This is a genomic window from Streptomyces sp. NPDC005706 (assembly GCF_040631045.1).
Lineage (GTDB): Bacteria > Actinomycetota > Actinomycetes > Streptomycetales > Streptomycetaceae > Streptomyces.
Genome location: NZ_JBEXYS010000042.1, coordinates 28,488 through 46,749, shown reverse-complemented (window position 1 = coordinate 46,749; position 18,262 = coordinate 28,488). Strand labels below are relative to the sequence as shown.

Genomic DNA, 18,262 nt, shown 5'->3' with positions numbered 1-18,262 from the left:
ACACGATCGGCGGGCAGGGAGATCTGCTCGGGCAGACCGCTCAGCGCCTGACGCCAGTAATCCACCTGACGCCCGTACAGACCGTCCGCATCGGCATGATCACCCAGAATCCCGTGCTGCCACAAAGCGAAATCGGCGTACTGAACAGGCAACGGAGACCATTGCGGCACGACACCCCCCACACGGGCCGTATACGCCGTGACGACGTCACGGACCAACGGACCCATGGACCAGCCATCAGCCGCAATGTGATGCAGCAGCAGGAGAAGTACGCCGTCGTCGGGGCCGACATCGAAGTAGCAGGCACGCACAGGGACTTCGGCGGCCAGCTCGAATCCGTACCGGGCGGCCTCCTCCAAGGCCGCAGGCAATTCGCCCTCCGTCACCGAGCGCCGCTCCCAGAAGAGTTTTGCATCCCCCGCGTCCATGACGAGCTGGAACGGCTCACCGTCGGTCTCCGGGAAGACCGTGCGCAGCGACTCGTGGCGCCCCATGACATCACCGAGCGCGATGCGCAGCGCCTCCTCGTCCAGCTCACCCCTGAGCCGGAGCGCCATCGGCACGTTGTACGCCGAGCCACCTTCCAACTGCTGCAGGAACCACAGACGACGCTGCGCGAACGACAACGGAACCACGTCGGGGCGCACCGCGGGAGTCAGCGGGGCACGCCCGTCCGCGCCGAACCCCAGCCGCTCCGCCAAGAGAGCGACAGTGGGATTGTCGAAGACGTCACGGATCGAGAGCTCCGTGCCGAGCACCGTGCGGATGCGACTGACGAGCCGGGTGGCGAGGAGGGAGTGCCCTCCGAGGTCGAAGAAACTGTCATCGACACCAACCCCCTCCACCCCCAGCACCTGGGCAAAAATGCCGCACAGTCCCTCCTCCTGCGGAGTGCGCGGGACACGGCCGTCCACGACCGCCGCATAGTCCGGCACCGGCAGCGCCGCGCGGTCCAACTTGCCGTTGACCGTCAACGGCAGTCGGTCGAGCGCCATCACCACGGACGGCACCATGTACTCGGGCAGCCGCTCGGCGAGGCGTCGACGCGCCGACTCCATGAGCGAGCCGATGCCACGCGCGAGGCCCGGGCTGTTCGTCCAAGGAGCACGTGTGGTGCTCGGTGTGTAGACGCCCGTCAGCGGGGCACGGCTGCTGTCCGACGGGAGGACCACGGCGTCGAAGAGGTCCGATGAGCGGGACGACCAGGTGGTCACCACCCTCAGGCCGTGCTCGGCTCCCAGGGCAATCAGGTCCTCGGGGTCCACGCCGGTCTCCGGCGCTCGCGCCTCGAGTCCGTCAAGTCGCCGCTCCAGGGCGACCTCGGCCACCAGGCGCGCGTTCGGGATTCCCCTTACGCGCAGAGGGAGTTGCGTGGCGCCGAAGAGGTCCGCCAGGTCGGTGGACGGGGCCCAGGCGGTTTCGGGCGCTCTCGCCACGTCCACGGCCACGGAGGGCGCCGTGTGGAGGATGACCTCGTAGCGGTGGCGGGTGAGTTCGTTGTGGTAGGCACCTCGTTTGAGTTGGATGTCGACGGCCGTGACGCGTTCGTCGTGCCGCGCGACATGGTCGAAGAACTCCGGGGCGACGACCAATTCCTTCTCGAGCATGACCGCGCGGTCCACGACCGCGCGGGCTGTCGAACCTTGCCCCTGGTGGATCGCGGCGTGCAGGGTGCGCAGTGTCCCGGCGTGGCGCACGTCACCGATCACGATGCGGCCGCAGGGCGCGAGGGCGCCCAGGGCTTGGTCGATCACGCGGGAGAGATAACAACTGTCGGGGAAGTACTGGATAACCGAATTGATCAGCACGGTGTCGAAGTGCCCGGTCGGCAGTCCCTGGAAGGAGTCGGCCGCCTGGCAGCGCAACTGGACCCGCTCCGACAGGCCGGCCCGTTCCACTTCGCCGCGGAGCCGGTCGACGACGGCGGCGGACAGGTCCGTGCCCCAGTACTCCGTCACCTGCGGGGCGAGTCGAGCCATGAGCAAGCCCGAACCCAGTCCGATCTCCAGCACGCGCTCCGCGCCCAGGTCCTGGACCTGCTGGACCGCCGTGTCGCGCCAGGCCTGCATCTCGCTTAGGGCGATCGGATCGCCGGAGTACGAGCTGACCCAACCGGTGAAGTCCCCACCGAATGCGAACCCGGAAGGCCCGGGTGCCGATGCCGGCTTCGGCACCGCATAGACGGAGTCATAGATCTCCCGCCACTCCGCCACCTGGGAACCCTCGTCGGCCGACGGCTCGTCCGTGGCAACGGTCTCCAGGTCGGGTACCAGATAGGCGACCAGCCGCTGGTCGCCCGGCGTGTCTTCGCGCAGCACCACGGCTGCCTGCCGCACTGCCGGCTCCTCTGCCAGAAGGGCTTCCACCTCGCCGGGCTCGACCCGGAATCCGCGCAGTTTCACCTGCTCGTCCGCTCGGCCCACGAACTCCAGCCGGCCGTCCCTGAGCCACCGCACCAGGTCGCCGGTGCGATACATGCGCTCGCCTGCCACGAAGGGACAGGCGACAAACCGCTCGGCGGTCAGCCCCGCACGGTCCGCATAACCTCGAGCCAGACCGGCTCCCGCCACATACAGCTCACCCACCACACCCACGGGGACCGGCTCCAGCGCCGAATCGAGAACGAACACCTTGGTGTTCGTCACCGCGCGCCCGATCGGGACGGCGCCCTGCGAGGTGCCCTCTCCCATCGAAACGCAGACGGTCGACTCCGTCGGCCCGTAGGCGTTCACGACACGACGTCCCGGCACCGACCACCGTGCGACCAACTCGGGCGGCACGGCCTCGCCCGCCAGGACAAGGCACTCCAGCGCGGGCAGGCCCGACTCGTGGCCGCGCGCGATCCCGCCCAGCACCGACGCGGGGAGCGTCACATGGGTGACGGCCTCGTCGGCCAGCACTGCGGCCAGCGCGTCACCCGCCAGGCGCCCCGCACCCGGCACCACAAACAGGGCGCCGGAGGAGAAGGCCATCACCAGCTCCCACACCGACGCGTCGAAACTCGGCGACGCGAACTGCAGCACGCGGCTGGTCGCAGTCACTCCAAGCCGCCGAGCCTGCACGTGGGCCAGGCTCGCGATGCCGCGATGGGACACCAGAACGCCCTTGGGCGTGCCAGTGGAGCCGGACGTGTAGATCACATACGCCAGACGGTCCGGCGAGGCGTCGATTCGGGGATCCGTACCGGGAAAGCCGGACGTGTCGCGAGCCATGGCGTCCTCGTCCAGGACGACACGGGGAGACGAGTCGGAAAGGATGAACGAGCGTCGTTGTGCCGGATAGTCCGGGTCCACCGGCACATGGGCGGCACCGGCCTTGTGAACAGCAAGTGTGGCCACCACCATCTCCAGCGACCGCGGCAGCACCACCGCCACCCGGCTCTCGGGGCCCACTCCCTGTGCGATCAGCCAATGCGCCAGCCGGTTCGCCCGGGTGTTCAGCTCCGCGTACGAGAGACGGTCGCCGCCCACGACAGCGACCGCCGGCGCGTCGGACGCCGAACGCACGCGCTCCTCGAACAGTTCGGCCAGGTCCGCCTGCGGGACATCAACGGCAGTACGGTTCCACTCCATCGTCAATCGATCGCGCTCGGAGTCGTCGAGCAGTTCCAACTGCCCCACGCGCGCCCCAGGGTCGGCCGCCGCCTGCTCCAGCAGCCGGGACCAACGGCGCATGAAGCCCTCGACCGAGCAACGGTCGAATAGATCCGTGGCGTACTCGACGAGCACCTCGATGCCGGCCGGGCCCGCTTCCGGGTCATGGGACTCGACGAGTGACAGCAGCATGTCAAAGCGCGAGCTACCGGAGCTCACCACGTCCGCGTCCACCGACATACCGGGGAGTTCGAATCGCCCTCTCGGGGCGTTCTGAAGGACCATGGCGACCTGGAACAGGGGGTGATGCGCCGCCGTGCGCTTCGGGTTGAGGCGCTCCACCAGATACTCGAACGGCACGTCCTGGTGCTCGTAGGCGTCCAGGCAGGCCCGGCGTACGCGCTCCAGGAGTTCCCGGACGGTGGGATCACCCGAGGTGTCCGTACGCAGCACGAAGGTGTTGACGAAGAACCCGACGAGATCGTCGAGTGCCGCATCGGTACGGCCCGCCATACCGCTACCGAGAGCGATGTCCTTCCCTGAGTCCAGCCTTGTCAGCAGGGCGGCCATGGCTGTCTGCAACACCATGAACACCGTGCTGTCGCTGCCCGACGCGAGGGCTACCAGTCGCCGGTGCAGCGCCGCGTCCAACTGGAAGGTCAGTCGGCTGCCGCTGTACGACGCGACGGCGGGACGCGGCCGGTCCGTGGGGAACGAGACCACTTCAGGCGTGCCCGCCAGTTGCTGCTTCCAATACGCGACCTGCCGGGAGAGGAGGGAACTCGGATCGGACTCCTCGCCGAGCAGTTCACGCTGCCACAGCGTGTAGTCCACGTACTGCACAGGAAGTTCGGGCCACTGCGGCGCCGTATGCGCAGCGCGTGCGGAATACGCGACGACCAGGTCCCTCGAGAGCGGGCCCATGGACCATCCGTCGCCGGCGATGTGGTGGATCAGCAGGAGCAGCGTGTACTCGTCCTCGCTCTGCTCGAAAAGCCAAGCTCGGACGGGCACTTCGGAGGAGAGGTCGAAGGCGTGGCGAGCGGCCTGTTCGAGAGCGAGGGACAGCTCCTCGCGCGAGGTGTGCCGGTGCTCCCACCGGACATCGACGTCTGCCGGGTCCAGGACCAGCTGGTGCGGCTCGCCGTCGGCTTCGGGAAACACCGTTCGCAGCGACTCATGCCGACCGATCACGTCGTGCAGGGCCGAACGTAGTGCGTTCGTGTCGACTTTCCCCGCGAGCCGCAGGGCCAAGGGCATGTTGTAAGTGGCCGATGGGCCTTCGAGCTTGCGCAGAAACCATAGCCGACGCTGCGCGAAAGACAACGGGATCATGAACTCATTCCTTCTTCGTCCCCCGCACACAACGGGCTGAGTCGCTGATCGACAGGCCAGGACTGGTGTATCCCACCGTATGACCGAGGAGGGTGGCTGCCGTTTCCTAATTCGACGAGATGCAGCCGAAGCCTCGACGGGCCTGCCCGTACAGAAGAGCAACGTAGCCGATCCGGCTGTCTCGCGGGCGAGACAGCCTCGTCTTCTTCGCCAGTGCATCCGACTGCTCTTGCGGTTGGGCTAAGGTCGCCGTGTGCCGCCGGACCCATCGGTTGTCCTGGTGCGGTTCCGCAGCGCTGTATTCCCCGGAAGGGGCCTCATGACAGAAGAAGACAGTCGCCGTCGCGGCCTCCAATCCCTTGACTTCCAGGAACGGTTCGATTCGAAGCTGGCGGAGATCGACGCGCTGGCCCGATTCGACACCACCCACGGGGTCGAAACGAGTCGTCCCATTGAGCCGTGGGAGATTCCGGAGGCCAACGAGGATACGCTGAGCTCCCATTCCCGGTACTCGCCCACGCCGATCCGCACGATTCTCCATGTCATTGCGGCGGCACCGGTCGAGCACCAGGACGTCACCTTCGTGGACTTCGGCTCCGGCAAGGGCCGAGTCCTGCTCGCCGCAGCCGACTTACCCTTCAAGAGGGTCATCGGTGTCGAGTTCTCGGAATACCTGTGCGGCATGGCAAGGGCGAACATCGAGAAGTACCGGGCGAGTAGCCAGAGGTGCCACGACGTCGAGGTCCGCTGCACGGACGCGAGAGATTTCGCCATCCCGGCCGATGCGGCCTTCTTCTACCTGTACGAGCCGTTCACGGAGGACATCGCCGGTCAAGTCTTCGGCAATATCGAGGAGTCGCTGCGCGACCACCCCCGACCGGTGATCGTCTGCCTCGTCGGCGAGCGGCTGTTGCCGGCATTGATCGGCAGGGCCGCCTGGCAGCAGGTCGGCGAGACGTTGGTGTCACCGGACGACCCCTACTTCGACGCCCGGCTTTTCACCGTGAACCAGACCCTTTTGGAAAGAGGCGTGAATGCCTGACGAGCAGGTTTTTCTCAAGTCCAAGGCAATAGTCGAGCCGTTGGTCGACCGGTTCTACGCCTGGCTGCACACTCTCGCGCCGGCGCAGGCGGCACTGAACCTGGCGAACCGCCAGGTTCCGATGCTCGAGTCGTATCTGCAGTCGCCGCAGGTCCACATGGCGGCCAGCGTGAATCCCACGCTGCGTGGCGGCTTCTTCGTGAACATCCACAAGAAGCGGCGTGACGAGGTCCAGGACCTGCTCGACTCCATCAAGCGCGACCGGGCGGACATGCTGCGCTTCGCGTCCGCGATCGCCCATGGGCACGAGCTGCTGCGGGAAGCCGCGACCGGATTCGACCTCAATCCGCTCTATCCGAAGCTGCCATCCGAACTGGGCGGACTCGTGGAACTCGTCTTCGACACCGAGAACCAGGCAGCGATGCGTTTCATTGAGCCGCTCCTGTACAAGAGCGCGGTGTATGCGGAGGACCGGCAGTCGGTGCAGCTGTTGCTGGAGCCGGGCACGGAGCGGCCCTTCATTCTGAGCACACCCCGTCTGTCTTCTCCGGATGTACTAGAACTGCCGATTCCGTTCCGTCACAGCGGCCTTGAGGAACTGTTCAAGGCCCGGGTCAGTCCCACGACGCCTGCCCGGTTGCGCGAGGCGCTGGAGTTGGACGACGCGCAGGCGGCGCAGCTGTCCGGGCTCCTCAGCGACCGGCCCAGCCTGGCTGAGGACCGGCACATCCAGGGCGGAGGGCGCATCCGGTACTTCGGACACGCCTGCCTGGTGCTGCAGACGCCTCAAGGCTCCGTCGTGACCGACCCGTTCATCAGCGCGGACAGTTCCATGGCCGGCCGGTACACGCTCGACGACCTTCCGGACTTCATCGATTTGGTCCTGATCACACACGGCCACCAGGACCACATCGTACTGGAGACGCTGTTGCAGCTGCGCGGCCGCGTCGGCACGATCGTGGTGCCGCGCCCCTCGCGCGGCAATCTCCCGGATCCGTCGATCGCCCTGGCGCTCAAGCACCTCGGCTTCCCGGTGCTGGAGGTGGACGACTTCGACGAGGTGCCGTTCCCCGGCGGCAAGGTCGTGGCGACGCCCTTCCTGGGCGAGCACTGCGACCTGGACATCAGAAGCAAGTCGACGTACTGGGTCGAGCTCGCGGGCAAGAAGGTGTTCATCGGAGCCGACTCGTCGGGCATCGAGCCTACGCTCTACCGATACGTGCGAGAGCACTTGGGAAAGGCTGACATCGCGTTCCTGGGCATGGAGTGTGACGGCGCCCCGCTCACCTGGCTCTACCAGGCGTTGTTGACCACACCGGTGACCAAGGCGATGAGCAACTCCCGCAAGCTATCCGGGTCGAACGCGGAACAGGCCGCGGCGATCACGACCGAGTTGGGTGCCCGTGAGGTGCACATCTATGCCATGGGTGAAGAGGAGTGGCTGGGGCACGTCATGGCTACGACCTACAACGAAGACACCTATCAGATCAAGCAAATCGAAGAGTTCATGAAATGGTGTACCGATCACGGCATCAAGGGTGACCATCTCTTCGGCCAGCAGGAATGGCGCTGGTAAAACCTCTCGGCGCGCAGAAATGCGCATCCAACGAGGGGTGCCCTCAGTCCATCGAATGGGCAGAGGGCACCCCTCAGGCAGGAATCCGAGAATTAAACGGCACCGTCAACGATGGACGTTATCCAGTCCCGCAAATCCTGGTTGCTCTCCTTTGCCGCGGCTCGCCACCGCTCCAGTCGGGTTTCGTCCAACTGTAGGTTCAATTGAACCGGAGGGGTGTCGGGCTGATCTCGCGCGGGTGAAACGCTGGCCCGGATTTGTCGTCGCAATTCGTCCCGGGTCCAATGCAGGCGAGCGGCGAAATCAAGCCAATGATCCTGTTCCTCCTTGGTGAGTGCTGCGACTTCCATGTGGTGGTGGAAGGTCAATTCTTTGCGGCGGCGGTCCGGATTGAACTTACGGGCCACCCATGCGTAGTTGCGCAGGGTCTGATAGTGGAGTGACGTGCCCTCCATTGCTCGCCGGTAGCGCCCTACGTAATGTTTCTGCCCGTATATGAGCCAATCACCGATCCACCATGCTGATAAATCTGTGACAGCCTGAATCCGCTCACCCATTTGGCGCCAAGATTCGATCGAGAGGCCCTCGGGAAGGCGAAGGCAGGTCTGTCCAGCAAGCGCCTTGGAATCCAGAAGGGCATCCCCTCCCATCCACTCGACGTGCGTCATTGAGGTGGCGCTTCGATTCAGCATTGGTTGCATAGATATTCCCCTGTTTCATCTTTTTAGCTATACGCTGCCGTAAGGGTTGGCTGTTACCTAGTACTCCAACTGTAGATCGTGATCTTCATGCCTGAGTGGATTGTCGCTGATAGTGGCTGGCCTGGTGGCGGCGTCGCCGGTGGGTCCAGTTGAGCCGGCGGGCCGCATCGTGGACGCGTCGGACGACGAACAGGTGCTGGATCTCATTACAGGTGAGCGGTATGTCCTACCGCCACCAGCGGCACGTGCCTTGCCGAGATCGCGGGCTATGTCCCGTAGGTACTTCCCGACCGCAGCCACCAGTCGTTGCCGTCGGGAGCCACCGGATGTCCTCGGGCCTCCAGATATGGGCTGCTCTGGTCAGTTCCCGTGTAGCGTTTCTGCCCGCACTTTCTGCGACAGACCCGGTTCAGAGCGGCGGCCAGTATGTTGTTGTAAGTGCCATCGGTCACCCAGTCGGGTGAAGTGCTAGTTGCACAGACTGCGCTGAGGCGACTGCGTGCCGGTGTCGATGGTCGCCGAGGCCGCGCCAGCCGTACCAGCGCCTGGCTTCCATTCTCCGGCTACTTGGATACTTCAAGTTTCTTAAGCAGGAATTGCTCGGCTGGGGTGAACTGCGGACCGTGCAGTTGGGGACGCTGCGGGCCAACGAGGGCCGCGAGGAGCACGCTCGGTTTCACGAGAGACGTGGGCGGTGCCTGCAAGGCCAGCACGTCGGTGAGGGCCGTCGCTGCATGGAATGAGCCGGTCGCGGTGCGGGAGAGGCGGCTGATGTAGCGGCGCAGGAGCCGGTCTGCCAAAGTCGGGCTTTTACCTGTGGTGGTGGGGAAGTGGATGTCCTGCCCTACGGCTAGGGTCCAGGCCGTGTTGGTGCGGCGGGCAATGTCCCGCTGCGCCCTTCTGGCGAAGTCGGGGGCGAAGCCGTGGTCAAGGCCGTCGCGCAGCGCGACGGCGCTCAGTGCCGCCACTGATATGCCCTGCCCGTAGAGGGGGTTGAAGGCGGCGAGAGCGTCTCCCAGCACGATCAGTCCCGCTGGCCAGGGGTTGAGCCTTTCGTAGCGGTAGCGCCGGTTCGCGGTGCTGTGGGTGACGCTGACGTCGGTGACCGGTTCGGCATGCTCGATGAGGTCAGCGATGACGGGGTGGCGCAGTGTGCGGGCGAAGGCTGCGAATTGACTGGGGTCGCTGGTTGGGTGCCTGCCAGGTGCGCCCATCAGGCTCACGTGCCAGTGATCGCCTTCGATGGGCAGTATGCCGCCGGCGGTGCCGGGCTGGGGCAGACTCGGATCGGCCTGAATCGCGACAACGGGCCAGTTCCGGGTGGGTACGGGAGCCCGGTACATACGGCTGGCGTATACCAAGCCGGAATCGATACGGTCCTCGGCGAGGCCCGTGACCCCCAGTCCCTCGAGCCAATGGGGCATTCGGGAGGCCCGGCCGGAGGCGTCGATGACCAGGTCAGTCCTCAGTGTCGACTCACCGCCGTCGGCTTCGCGGACCCTGACACCAGTGACTTGGCGGTTGCTCCCGAGCAGCCCGGTGACCCTGGTCTGGGTACGGACGCTGACTCGGGGGTCCTTGAGGACTTGGTTTCGGATGATGGAGTCGGTCAGATCTCGGCTCGCGGTGATGACGTAGTGGGTTGTGCTCCGCCATCTGCGATACCAGCCCTCGGGAGACTGGACGATCATGTTGGTGGTCATGGGAACGCGATGGGCGCCTGCGGCCAGCAACTGGTTGATGGTGTCTGGCAGCAGCGAGTCGATGGCCTCGGCGCCGCCGGCCTGGAGGAAGTGGATGTGAGCGGCTTGTGGGACGCCGGTGCGCGGCTCGGAGCCGGTGGGCAGTTCGTGTGCCTCGATGATCTCGACGGAGTCGACGCGGTTTCTGACGGCGGCGGCTGCGAGCATGCCCGCGCTGCTTCCTCCCACGACGACCGCGCGCTTGATTGGGCTGTCCAACCTCTCAGTCATGGTGGGCTGCTGCTTTCTGTGAGTGCCTGTACTGCTGACATGTGTGTTGGACGATGGGCGAGACGATCGCCTGCGACAGGTGCACCAGATCGTCCAAGCGCCAGGTCGAGGTGTGCAAGGCGTCGTGTGCTTCTTCAGGAGCTATGCGTTGCCGTTCTCGTGCGACGAGGATCATGGCCGCGTTTCCGGTGACTGTGGCGTGGGACTCGTGGCTGCCGTGGCGCAGGTCTGCGTCATAGGCGGCCTGGCGGACAACTGGGTCGCAGTACGGGGCGAGAGCCAGGATGGCGTCGTGGAGTGCGGTTCTGCGTCCTGTGAGCAGTACGGCTGGGGGCGTTCGCCACCATGGGAGTGGCGCACGGATCGCCCCTGGTGTGGGCACATCCTCGAGGACCTTCCACAAGGGTGTGAGTTGCCGCAGTTGCCGCAGGGATCGTGCGGTGGTGGTAAGGCGTGGGCCTGTGAGAGGCAGGGCGAATCCAAGAGCTCCGAAGACGCATGAGGGTACGGCAAGTTGGGGGGATACTTTGTCGACGAGGAAGTCCAGGCGGTTCCTGCCCGTCCAACGGGCGGCGACTGCGACTAATCGGATCAGGTCGTAGGCGACGATGGACAGGTACGCGGGCGCGAGGATGCGTAATCCCGCCCGGAGTGACCCGTGCACGTGCGCGGACCACCGCCAGCACAGCGTGCTCGCTGCCGTCATGGCCACGGCTTGGGCGAGCAAGTAGGTGACGATCATTTCTCTGATGTACGGCGTGCGGGCGTAGTAGGCGTCGAACAGAGTGACCTGTTCCGCGGATGCGTCCCCGGCCCAGAACAGGACGATAATCGCGACGATGGCCAGGCTGTACGTGCCGGCGACCAGGCGTGTTACTCGGCGGGTCTGCTCCGGTGATGCTGATCGCCAGTTGACGATCAGTACGAGGCTCGCTCCGGAGAAGGCGGTCGTCATGGCGTAGACCAGGGGGGCCGCGGCGTTGGGGACCTTGGTGAGCTGGTTGATTGTGACGATGGACTCTGGAGCCGCCAGAAGTATGAGGCACGCCGCCGAGAAGAGGAGTAAGCATGCTGCCTGTAAGAGTGTGTCGTGCCGCCTTCGTAGCAGCGCGGGGATTTTCATGGCGCATGCCAGCAGGAGCAGGGTCCCGCTGATGTAGAAGCCGAGACTGCTGGGACCGGATGACACGTCGTTCTCTCTTCTTGTGGGGGGGTGTGGTAAGCGGCCTTCTGTGGGCGGGCTCATGTCTGGTGGAAGCGGTGTGCCATGGAGGCCTGAATGCGTCCGGCCACGTTCGGTTGGTGGGCGGTGGAGCGGATCTCGTTCAGCACGGCTTGAAGGTCTGTGGCAAACCGGACGCCGAAGTGCTCGGCCTCAAGTTCCTCGTCAACCTGACGTGGCTGTGCGCGTGTGGCGAAGTGGAGGTCGGCGTCCATGTGCTCGGTGAGAGGTGTGTCGGTCCCGAGGTCGCACTGTGCGATGACGGCGAGGATTTTTTCGTGGGTGCCTTGTGCCTCACTGGTATCAGTGCGGTGCGCTGCGGGGCCGTGATGGGTGGCGCTGCCGCAGTGGCCGTTGAACATGTGCCACGCCTCGTGACCGATGATCACGAGCTGATGCTCTTGGTCGGTGTTCGCTTCAAAGATGATCAGATCGTGGTGGGTGCGGTCCACCCAGAGCCCGCTGGCCGTCATGGGTGGGAATACGGCGCTGCGTACCCGGACCTGCCTGCCGCGGACTTGGCTGAGGGCATGGCCTATCAACGGGATGATGTCCTCAGCATCGGCCGGTGCGGGTAAATTCTCAATGAGTCGGGCGCTGAGTCGCCGCATCGCCCTGGGTCCGGTCCTCACTGATGCTCTTCTCTGTCATCGACCTCGAGCAGCGCCTTCAAGGTCGCTTCTAGTACGTTCCATCGCTCCTTGGGCAGGTCCATGGCCTGGCGTAGGGCGATGCCACGTACGTCGGCTAGTTCCCCGCGCGAATCGGTCCCGCACTTGGCATCGGAGTTTTGTCCGTCTTGCGCCGGGTCCAGCGCGGCAAGAATGGGGAACAGTTCACGGTTGAGGGCCTCGGCGGGAGGCGCGGTGAAGAACGTTTCCCCGACCTGCACGCCAAAGACTTCTACCAAGCCGTGCAGCAGCTCGATGCTGGGCACCTTGGTTCCGGAGCAGACCTGCCTCGCCCAGAAAGCGGATACCCCCAACTGCTTGGAGATTTTGCCAGCGAGTTCTGACATGCGCTCGCCCGTTCGCGCCATGCGGGCGTCCGCAAGGGCCTTGATGCGCGTGCGGACCCTCTCGTTCACGGTGTCGGCGGGCGGTTCACCACCCTGTAGCAGGGTGCGCACGATGCTCTCGGGAAGCGCTGTTGCGCCGGCCAGGGACGGCGCCGTGAACAGGTCCGAGCTTCTCAGCCCTCGCTCCGCGAGGAGTTCTTCCAGGCGCTCAAGGGTTGCGCGCAGAGGCGAAGCGTAGGACACCGAAGCGCTCCCCAGGGCCGGCAGATCAATGATTGGTGTGCGCACAACACCCTACTCACACCTTTCACCAGCTCTCAACGATCGTTTATCGCCATAGGCGATCGTTGAACCATCCAGGTTGCACCTGCTCCAACGTGGTCGCCATCCCCTGGAGGACTGCCGCTGTTGCCTCGCTGTTGATCACCGCATCGTCAGCTTGGTGAGCACCCGAGGCAGCTACTTCGGAGCATCCTGCGCGCTCTGCTTCACGATGCAGTCGATTCCCGGGAGGCGAGCACTTGAATGGCGTCGCACTCAAGACCGGTCACGATTCAACGATCATTTACTAGCTGAAAACAATCGTTGACACACGGCGCCCTCACGTAGCACCACCCCCCGCAGTACGGAGCCATCGGCCCGCAAAGCCAGCGCAGTCGCAGGAGGCCAAGGGAAGTGGCTGCCGCTCGCCGTGTGTCTGTCCGAAACCCTTCCGGTTCGTTCGCGGCTGAGTCAGTCTGAGCGGCCTTCTGCCAGATCACATGAACTGAGCTCTTCGTTTGGCCACGGCGGCCTCGCGTACAACGGCGTACCAGTGCTTGCCGTAGGCCCTTCCGGCCAGGGGGCCGTATCACCCGATCCCACATCTCGAAGGTACGACGACGCACCAGCCTTTGCTCCCCCTCGGGAGCGGTGACTCTGCCGTCCATGAGTTCACGCCGGCTCAGATCGCTGCTCTTCATCCTGTGATGCTGGCTGACACCTTCCTGCCTGCCTGCGCACGCCCCTATCTGGTCAGCCACCTCACAGTTGGCCCTGCCGACCCTGGTCGTCCGATGCCCAGCGGCGTTACGTCGACGGCCGTCACGCTCTGCGGGGAGCGGTGGACACCCTTGCTGTGCGAGCCGCCGAGGAACCGGGCGAGCATCTGGCCGAACTGGTCCGGCTGCACCGGGGTTTCACTATCCGCTCCGCCTTTCACTGGGAGCACCGCACCCATCAGTTCGTGGAGCGAGCGCGCCCCTTGTTCGACGACGGAGTGGCCCTGGCCCGTCGGCTGTCCCAGCACGATCCGCAGGACGGGGCGACAGTCGCAACACAGCGCGGACCTACCCACCAACAGGGCGGTCCTGGCCATCCCGGGCAGCACTAATCGGCCGTGTTGCCTGCACCGACGGACGCCATGTCGACGAGCGGGCCGGCGAAGCCTGTCAGCCCTCACATTCCCGATCACCTACTCAGCGCATCCTGCAGGACCACACCAGCGACTTGTCCTACTTCAGAAGGACCTCAGCCACCGGGTGACGCGAGTGCGGCTCGCCTCTATGAGAGGGGCTTCGTCCGCCGCCTTTGAAGTGCGACGTCACGGCCTCAACTATTCGGCCATCGTCGGCCGTCCTCAGACCACGTGGAGACAGCTTGACTCGGCGGCGCGGGCGGCCGAATGGGTGCGTGGGTCGGCGGTCGGGCGCGGCGTGGTCGCTGCCGACGAAACACGCCGGGCTGCCTGGCCGAGGGTTGGCGGGGCGGTGGCGCTAGCAGCCGGCTCCGGCCGCTGGCGCCGTGCGCCCGCCGGGGGGCTGTCCGTCGGTCCGGGGCGGCTGCTGTGCGTCCTCCACGCCGGCCGCGGTCATCGGCATGCGCTGGACGTACCCCGTACTGACGCGCTGCGGGGCCTGGCAGGGTGATCCAATGCCGCCCCGCTGCCGCGGGACCGACCGGTCCCGGGCCCCGGGACTGCGTTCTCGGTCACCCGACAGTCCGCGATCGGTGGTCACGGATTGCCTTGGTCGTCTGCCGTGAGCCGCTGTTCCAGGTGGCTGAGCATGTGGGTGCATCGCCGGACCATGTCGAGGTCGTCGCCCAGGATGACGGCGAGTTCCTGTGCCCAGGCGGCGCGCAGCACCCGGAGGTTGGCCGCAGCGCGCTCGGTCGGGCGCACGGCGATGCCGCGGCCGTCGGTGGCGGTGCGGGAAACCATCCCCTTGCCTTCGAGGCTGCGCAGCGCCGTGCTGACGTTGGTGCGTTGCAGGCGGGTGCGGCGGGCGATCTCGCTGGGCGCGGCCCCGGGGTACAGGTCGACGACCCGCATCACCTGCCGCTCGGTTTCGGTGAGCGCCACCACTTGCGGGCCTTCCGGGGTGCGGGCGCGCACCAGCCGGCCGACGTTCAGTATCAGATCGGCGAGGTCGGCGAGCGGACCGTCGGCATCCGCGTCGACGGCGTCTCTTGTGTCGCGGGGCATGGCATCAGTCTACTGGATTATGGCATCATAATTATATGTCCATAACTAACGATGCTGTGGAAGAACAGCGAGCGGTCGCCCCGACGGACGGCGCCGGAGTGCCGAAGTCGGTGGCCAGGAGGCGCCGGGTGCGGCTGGCTCTGGTGCTCGGCTCACTGAGCGCGTTCGGCGCGCTCACGATCGACATGTACCTGCCCGCCATGCCGAGCATGGCTCACCAGCTGCACACCAGCACGCCGCTGGTCCAGATGACCCTCACGGCGTTCGTCGTCGGCCTGGCCCTCTTCCAGGTGATCGTCGGTCCGCTGTCCGACGCGTGGGGCCGGCGCCGCCCGCTGCTGGCCGGTATGGCGCTGTACCTGGCGGGGTCGTTGTGGTGCGCGCTGGCGCCCGCCGTCGGCTGGCTGATCGCCGGCCGGATCCTGCAGTCGCTGGGTGCGGCCGCGGGCACGGTCCTGGCCCGGGCCATCGTGCGGGACCTGTTCTCCGGTACCGCGATGACCCGGTTCTTCTCCACCCTCATGGTCGTCAACGGCGTCGCACCGGTCGTGGCGCCCGTCATCGGCGGCCAACTGCTGACGCTCACCACCTGGCGCGCGGTGTTCCTGGTGCTCGCCGCCGTCGGCGCCGTCCTGCTGCTCGCGGTCGCCTTCACGCTGCCCGAGTCACTGCCGGACGCCAATCGGGCGCCGGCTCACCTCCGGGCGACGCTGCGGACCTTCCGGACGCTGGTCACCGATCTCCCCTATCTGCGGTACGTTCTCGCCGCGGCACTGATGTCCGCCGCCGTGTTCGCCTACATCTCCGGATCGTCGTTCGTCCTGCAGGACGCCTACGGGCTCACGGCCCAGCAGTTCAGCCTCGTCTTCGGCATCAACGGTCTGGGCATCGTGCTGCTCGGACAGGTCAACGCGTGGCTCGTCGGCCGCGTCGCCGACGAACACACCCTGCTGCGCGTCAGCCTGACCGTGGCCACTCTCGGCTCCGCCGGCGTCCTGGCCTGCGCCGCGCTCGGCCTCCCGGTGCCGCTGCTGCTGATCTGCCTTTTCCTGGTGGTGTCCATGCTCGGCATCGTGCTGGCCAACGCCACGTCCCTGGCACTGGGCGGCCACGGCACCGCCGCCGGAGCCGCCGCCTCCCTGCAAGGACTGCTGCAATTCCTCGCCGGCGGCCTCGCAGCCTCCGCCATGAGCCTGCCCGGCAAGGTCACCGCGGTCGCCATGGGCACCACCATGGTCATCTGCGCCGCAGCCGCGCTGGCCGTCCTCCACGCCCGCCGTACATGAACACCTGCTCGTTTCCGCAGTTCCGGCACCGCCGGAATCAGCACAACAAGGCTTGGCAGCGACACCCTGCTTCCTGTCGGAGGAGGACGAGGTCACGGCCGTCGTCCGGCCGCGACCCGAGGCTTGAGGGCCAGGCGATTACTCGCGAGCGGTGGGCGGAGTCCTGTGGGAACACCTGGATGGTGTTGCGCTCAGGTCCGGTCCGGTGAAGGCCCGTGAAGGCCCGTTGGGGTCTGCGTACGGCACCGGTCGTCCGGTGAGGGCATCCAGGAGGAGGCGTCCGCCCAGCGGCTTCCGCAGCTCCACCTTCACGTGCTGTTCGGTCATGTCGGCCATGTCGGCGGGACAGGGGCCGCTTCGGGTTCCGTCGGTGGACGGCGTACAGCACGACGCTCCTGTCTGTCTCCAGCGCCTTGACGGAGGGGCCGTCGTCGCAGGATCCGTCTGTGGCCATCACCATGACGGATCCGCCGTCCACCGCCTTCCCGGCCAGCCGCCGGCACACGGGACATCAAGTGCGCACCGTCCGCGGCTCGGTTGCACACGCCAACGTCGTGCGGAGCGGCATCGGTTCGGACGCACTTCTGACGTGTAGCGGCGTCACGGGGTCACCCGAAAACCGTCGCGCGGGGCAGACCTCCCGTCGCGTAGTGTCCCAGACCATGACCGTGTTGCATGGTGCTCTCGTCGTACTCCGCCCCACCGTCACCGAAGACGTCGCTGCCCTGGCGGCCATCCGGGCTACTCCTGAGGTGCGTGCCCGGTGGAAGGGCGGAAACGATCTCGAAGCCGACATCGCGGCCAGCCTTGACGACTCCGACTGCAACTGCCTGACCGTTGAATACCAGCAGCGGATCACCGGCATGATCCAGTGGTATTCCGAGGAGGACCCGGACTACCGGCACGCCGGTATCGATCTTTTCCTCGAGCCCACCGTGCATGGCAACGGACTGGGCACCGACGCGGTACGCACACTGGCCCGCCACCTCATCGACGCGTACGGCTACCACCGGCTGGTCATCGACCCGGCGGCCGACAACACCGCGGCGATCCGCTGCTACGAGAAGGTCGGCTTCCGACCGGTCGGCATCATGCGACAGTACGAGCGCGGTCCGGACGACACCTGGCACGACGGCCTCTTGATGGACCTTCTGGCCACCGAGCTGCCGCGCTGATCCCTTCCATCCTCCGGCGAGCGGTCCTGGCACCCGCCAGACGTACGGTCCGCCAAGGGCGGTCCGTTCAGCAGGGCCAACTGCCGCTTCTGACCATGTCGACGACGTTCCTCGTAAAGGACATGATGAAGCTTCTCCTCACCGATTCCGGTGTCAAGAACGCGAGCATCCGAAATGCGCTGCTCGACCTCCTGGGTAAGCCGATCACCGAGTCCAGCGCTCTCTGCATCCCCACGGCGGGGTACGGGGCCCCCGACGCCGATCCGGGTGGGCCATGGCGGTTCATCAGCGGACGATCCCCCAGCCCGATGGCCGACCTGGGGTGGAAGTCGGTGGGCGTGTTGGAGCTCACCGCACTGCCCAGCATCGAGGAAGCGCGCTGGGTCTCCTGGGTCCGGGAGGCCGACGTCCTGCTGGTCAATGGCGGTGAGGCGCTCTACCTGGGCCACTGGATGCAAGAGTCAGGGCTGGCTGCGCTCCTGCCGTCGCTGCCCGACACGGTCTATGTGGGGCTCAGTGCCGGGAGCATGGTGATGGCCCCCCGTGTCGGGGAGGAGTTCGTGGGCTGGAAGCCGCGGCGCCGCACCCCGCGGACACGAAGACGAACAAATGCCCTCCACTTGGGAAGCAGTATCGTCGCAGTCGGCGGAGGCCGAGCCAAGGCGTTCTTCGTCTGCCGCGGGGCCGGAGCGCCGCAACGACGGGGACCATCAGCTCCAGCCCCGGACGGGTGCCGACTGTCGCCCAAGTTGGGGGCCTGTCTGTGCGGTCCTCGGGGCGCTTGTTCGGACGGCAGCTGAGGCACTCCATCATGACCTGACGGTTGGGTGTTCATCAGCCGGGACGGCGCGCCGGTGGTCACTCCCATGAGTGCGGA

General features: G+C 66.2%; 12 protein-coding genes and 1 pseudogene. 5 read left to right on the top strand and 8 right to left on the bottom strand.

The features are described 5' to 3' along the window. Positions 1-4,928 (bottom strand): amino acid adenylation domain-containing protein (locus ABZ478_RS36280; protein ID WP_359556550.1); only part of this gene is annotated, 4,928 nt, incomplete at its 3' end. Between the two features lie 319 nt (positions 4,929-5,247). Between ABZ478_RS36280 and ABZ478_RS36275 the strand changes: the two genes are divergently transcribed. Both ABZ478_RS36275 and ABZ478_RS36270 read left to right on the top strand, forming a co-directional pair. Beyond that, positions 5,248-5,970, top strand: a complete 723-nt coding sequence (locus ABZ478_RS36275; protein WP_359556548.1) for a class I SAM-dependent methyltransferase — start codon at positions 5,248-5,250, stop codon at positions 5,968-5,970. Continuing rightward, positions 5,963-7,546 (top strand): MBL fold metallo-hydrolase, encoded by a 1,584-nt coding sequence (locus ABZ478_RS36270; protein WP_359556545.1) that lies wholly within the window; start codon positions 5,963-5,965, stop codon positions 7,544-7,546. Before ABZ478_RS36275 ends, ABZ478_RS36270 begins: the two co-directional genes overlap by 8 nt. Positions 7,547-7,638: 92 nt before the next feature. Here ABZ478_RS36270 and ABZ478_RS36265 read toward each other — a convergent pair whose 3' ends face one another. The 7 genes and pseudogenes from ABZ478_RS36265 to ABZ478_RS36235 all read right to left on the bottom strand — a co-directional run bounded on the left by ABZ478_RS36265 (position 7,639) and on the right by ABZ478_RS36235 (position 14,924). After that, positions 7,639-8,214, bottom strand: a complete 576-nt coding sequence (locus tag ABZ478_RS36265; RefSeq protein ID WP_359556543.1) for an LmbU family transcriptional regulator — start codon at positions 8,212-8,214, stop codon at positions 7,639-7,641. A 118-nt stretch (positions 8,215-8,332) separates the two neighbouring features. Further along, positions 8,333-8,467: pseudogene (locus tag ABZ478_RS36260) on the bottom strand (IS701 family transposase); the annotation flags it as partial. 343 nt (positions 8,468-8,810) lie between these two features. Next, positions 8,811-10,220 (bottom strand): FAD-dependent monooxygenase, encoded by a 1,410-nt coding sequence (locus ABZ478_RS36255; RefSeq protein ID WP_359556540.1) that lies wholly within the window; start codon positions 10,218-10,220, stop codon positions 8,811-8,813. Beyond that, complete coding sequence (locus ABZ478_RS36250; protein WP_359556537.1) at positions 10,213-11,409, bottom strand: MAB_1171c family putative transporter; 1,197 nt, start codon at positions 11,407-11,409, stop codon at positions 10,213-10,215. The genes ABZ478_RS36255 and ABZ478_RS36250 overlap by 8 nt, the downstream gene beginning before the upstream one ends. 53 nt (positions 11,410-11,462) lie before the next feature. After that, a complete protein-coding gene (locus ABZ478_RS36245) occupies positions 11,463-11,915 on the bottom strand; it encodes a hypothetical protein (protein ID WP_359556535.1) in 453 nt (150 codons plus the stop codon). Positions 11,916-12,070: 155 nt separating this feature from the next. After that, positions 12,071-12,748 carry a hypothetical protein gene (locus ABZ478_RS36240; protein ID WP_359556533.1) on the bottom strand — a complete coding sequence of 226 codons (678 nt, stop codon included), beginning with the start codon at positions 12,746-12,748 and terminating at the stop codon, positions 12,071-12,073. Positions 12,749-14,453: 1,705 nt separating this feature from the next. Beyond that, positions 14,454-14,924, bottom strand: coding sequence for a MarR family transcriptional regulator (locus tag ABZ478_RS36235; protein ID WP_359556530.1), 471 nt, complete (start codon positions 14,922-14,924; stop codon positions 14,454-14,456). Positions 14,925-14,980: 56 nt separating this feature from the next. Here ABZ478_RS36235 and ABZ478_RS36230 point away from each other — a divergent pair, with 56 nt between their 5' ends. From ABZ478_RS36230 to ABZ478_RS36220, 3 genes are all read left to right on the top strand, one after another. Next, positions 14,981-16,210 (top strand): multidrug effflux MFS transporter, encoded by a 1,230-nt coding sequence (locus tag ABZ478_RS36230; RefSeq protein ID WP_359556528.1) that lies wholly within the window; start codon positions 14,981-14,983, stop codon positions 16,208-16,210. A gap of 662 nt (positions 16,211-16,872) precedes the next feature. After that, complete coding sequence (locus tag ABZ478_RS36225) at positions 16,873-17,385, top strand: GNAT family protein (RefSeq protein WP_359556558.1); 513 nt, start codon at positions 16,873-16,875, stop codon at positions 17,383-17,385. 95 nt (positions 17,386-17,480) lie between these two features. Then, positions 17,481-18,185 carry a Type 1 glutamine amidotransferase-like domain-containing protein gene (locus ABZ478_RS36220; protein ID WP_359556526.1) on the top strand — a complete coding sequence of 235 codons (705 nt, stop codon included), beginning with the start codon at positions 17,481-17,483 and terminating at the stop codon, positions 18,183-18,185. The last annotated feature ends 77 nt before the right edge of the window (positions 18,186-18,262 follow it).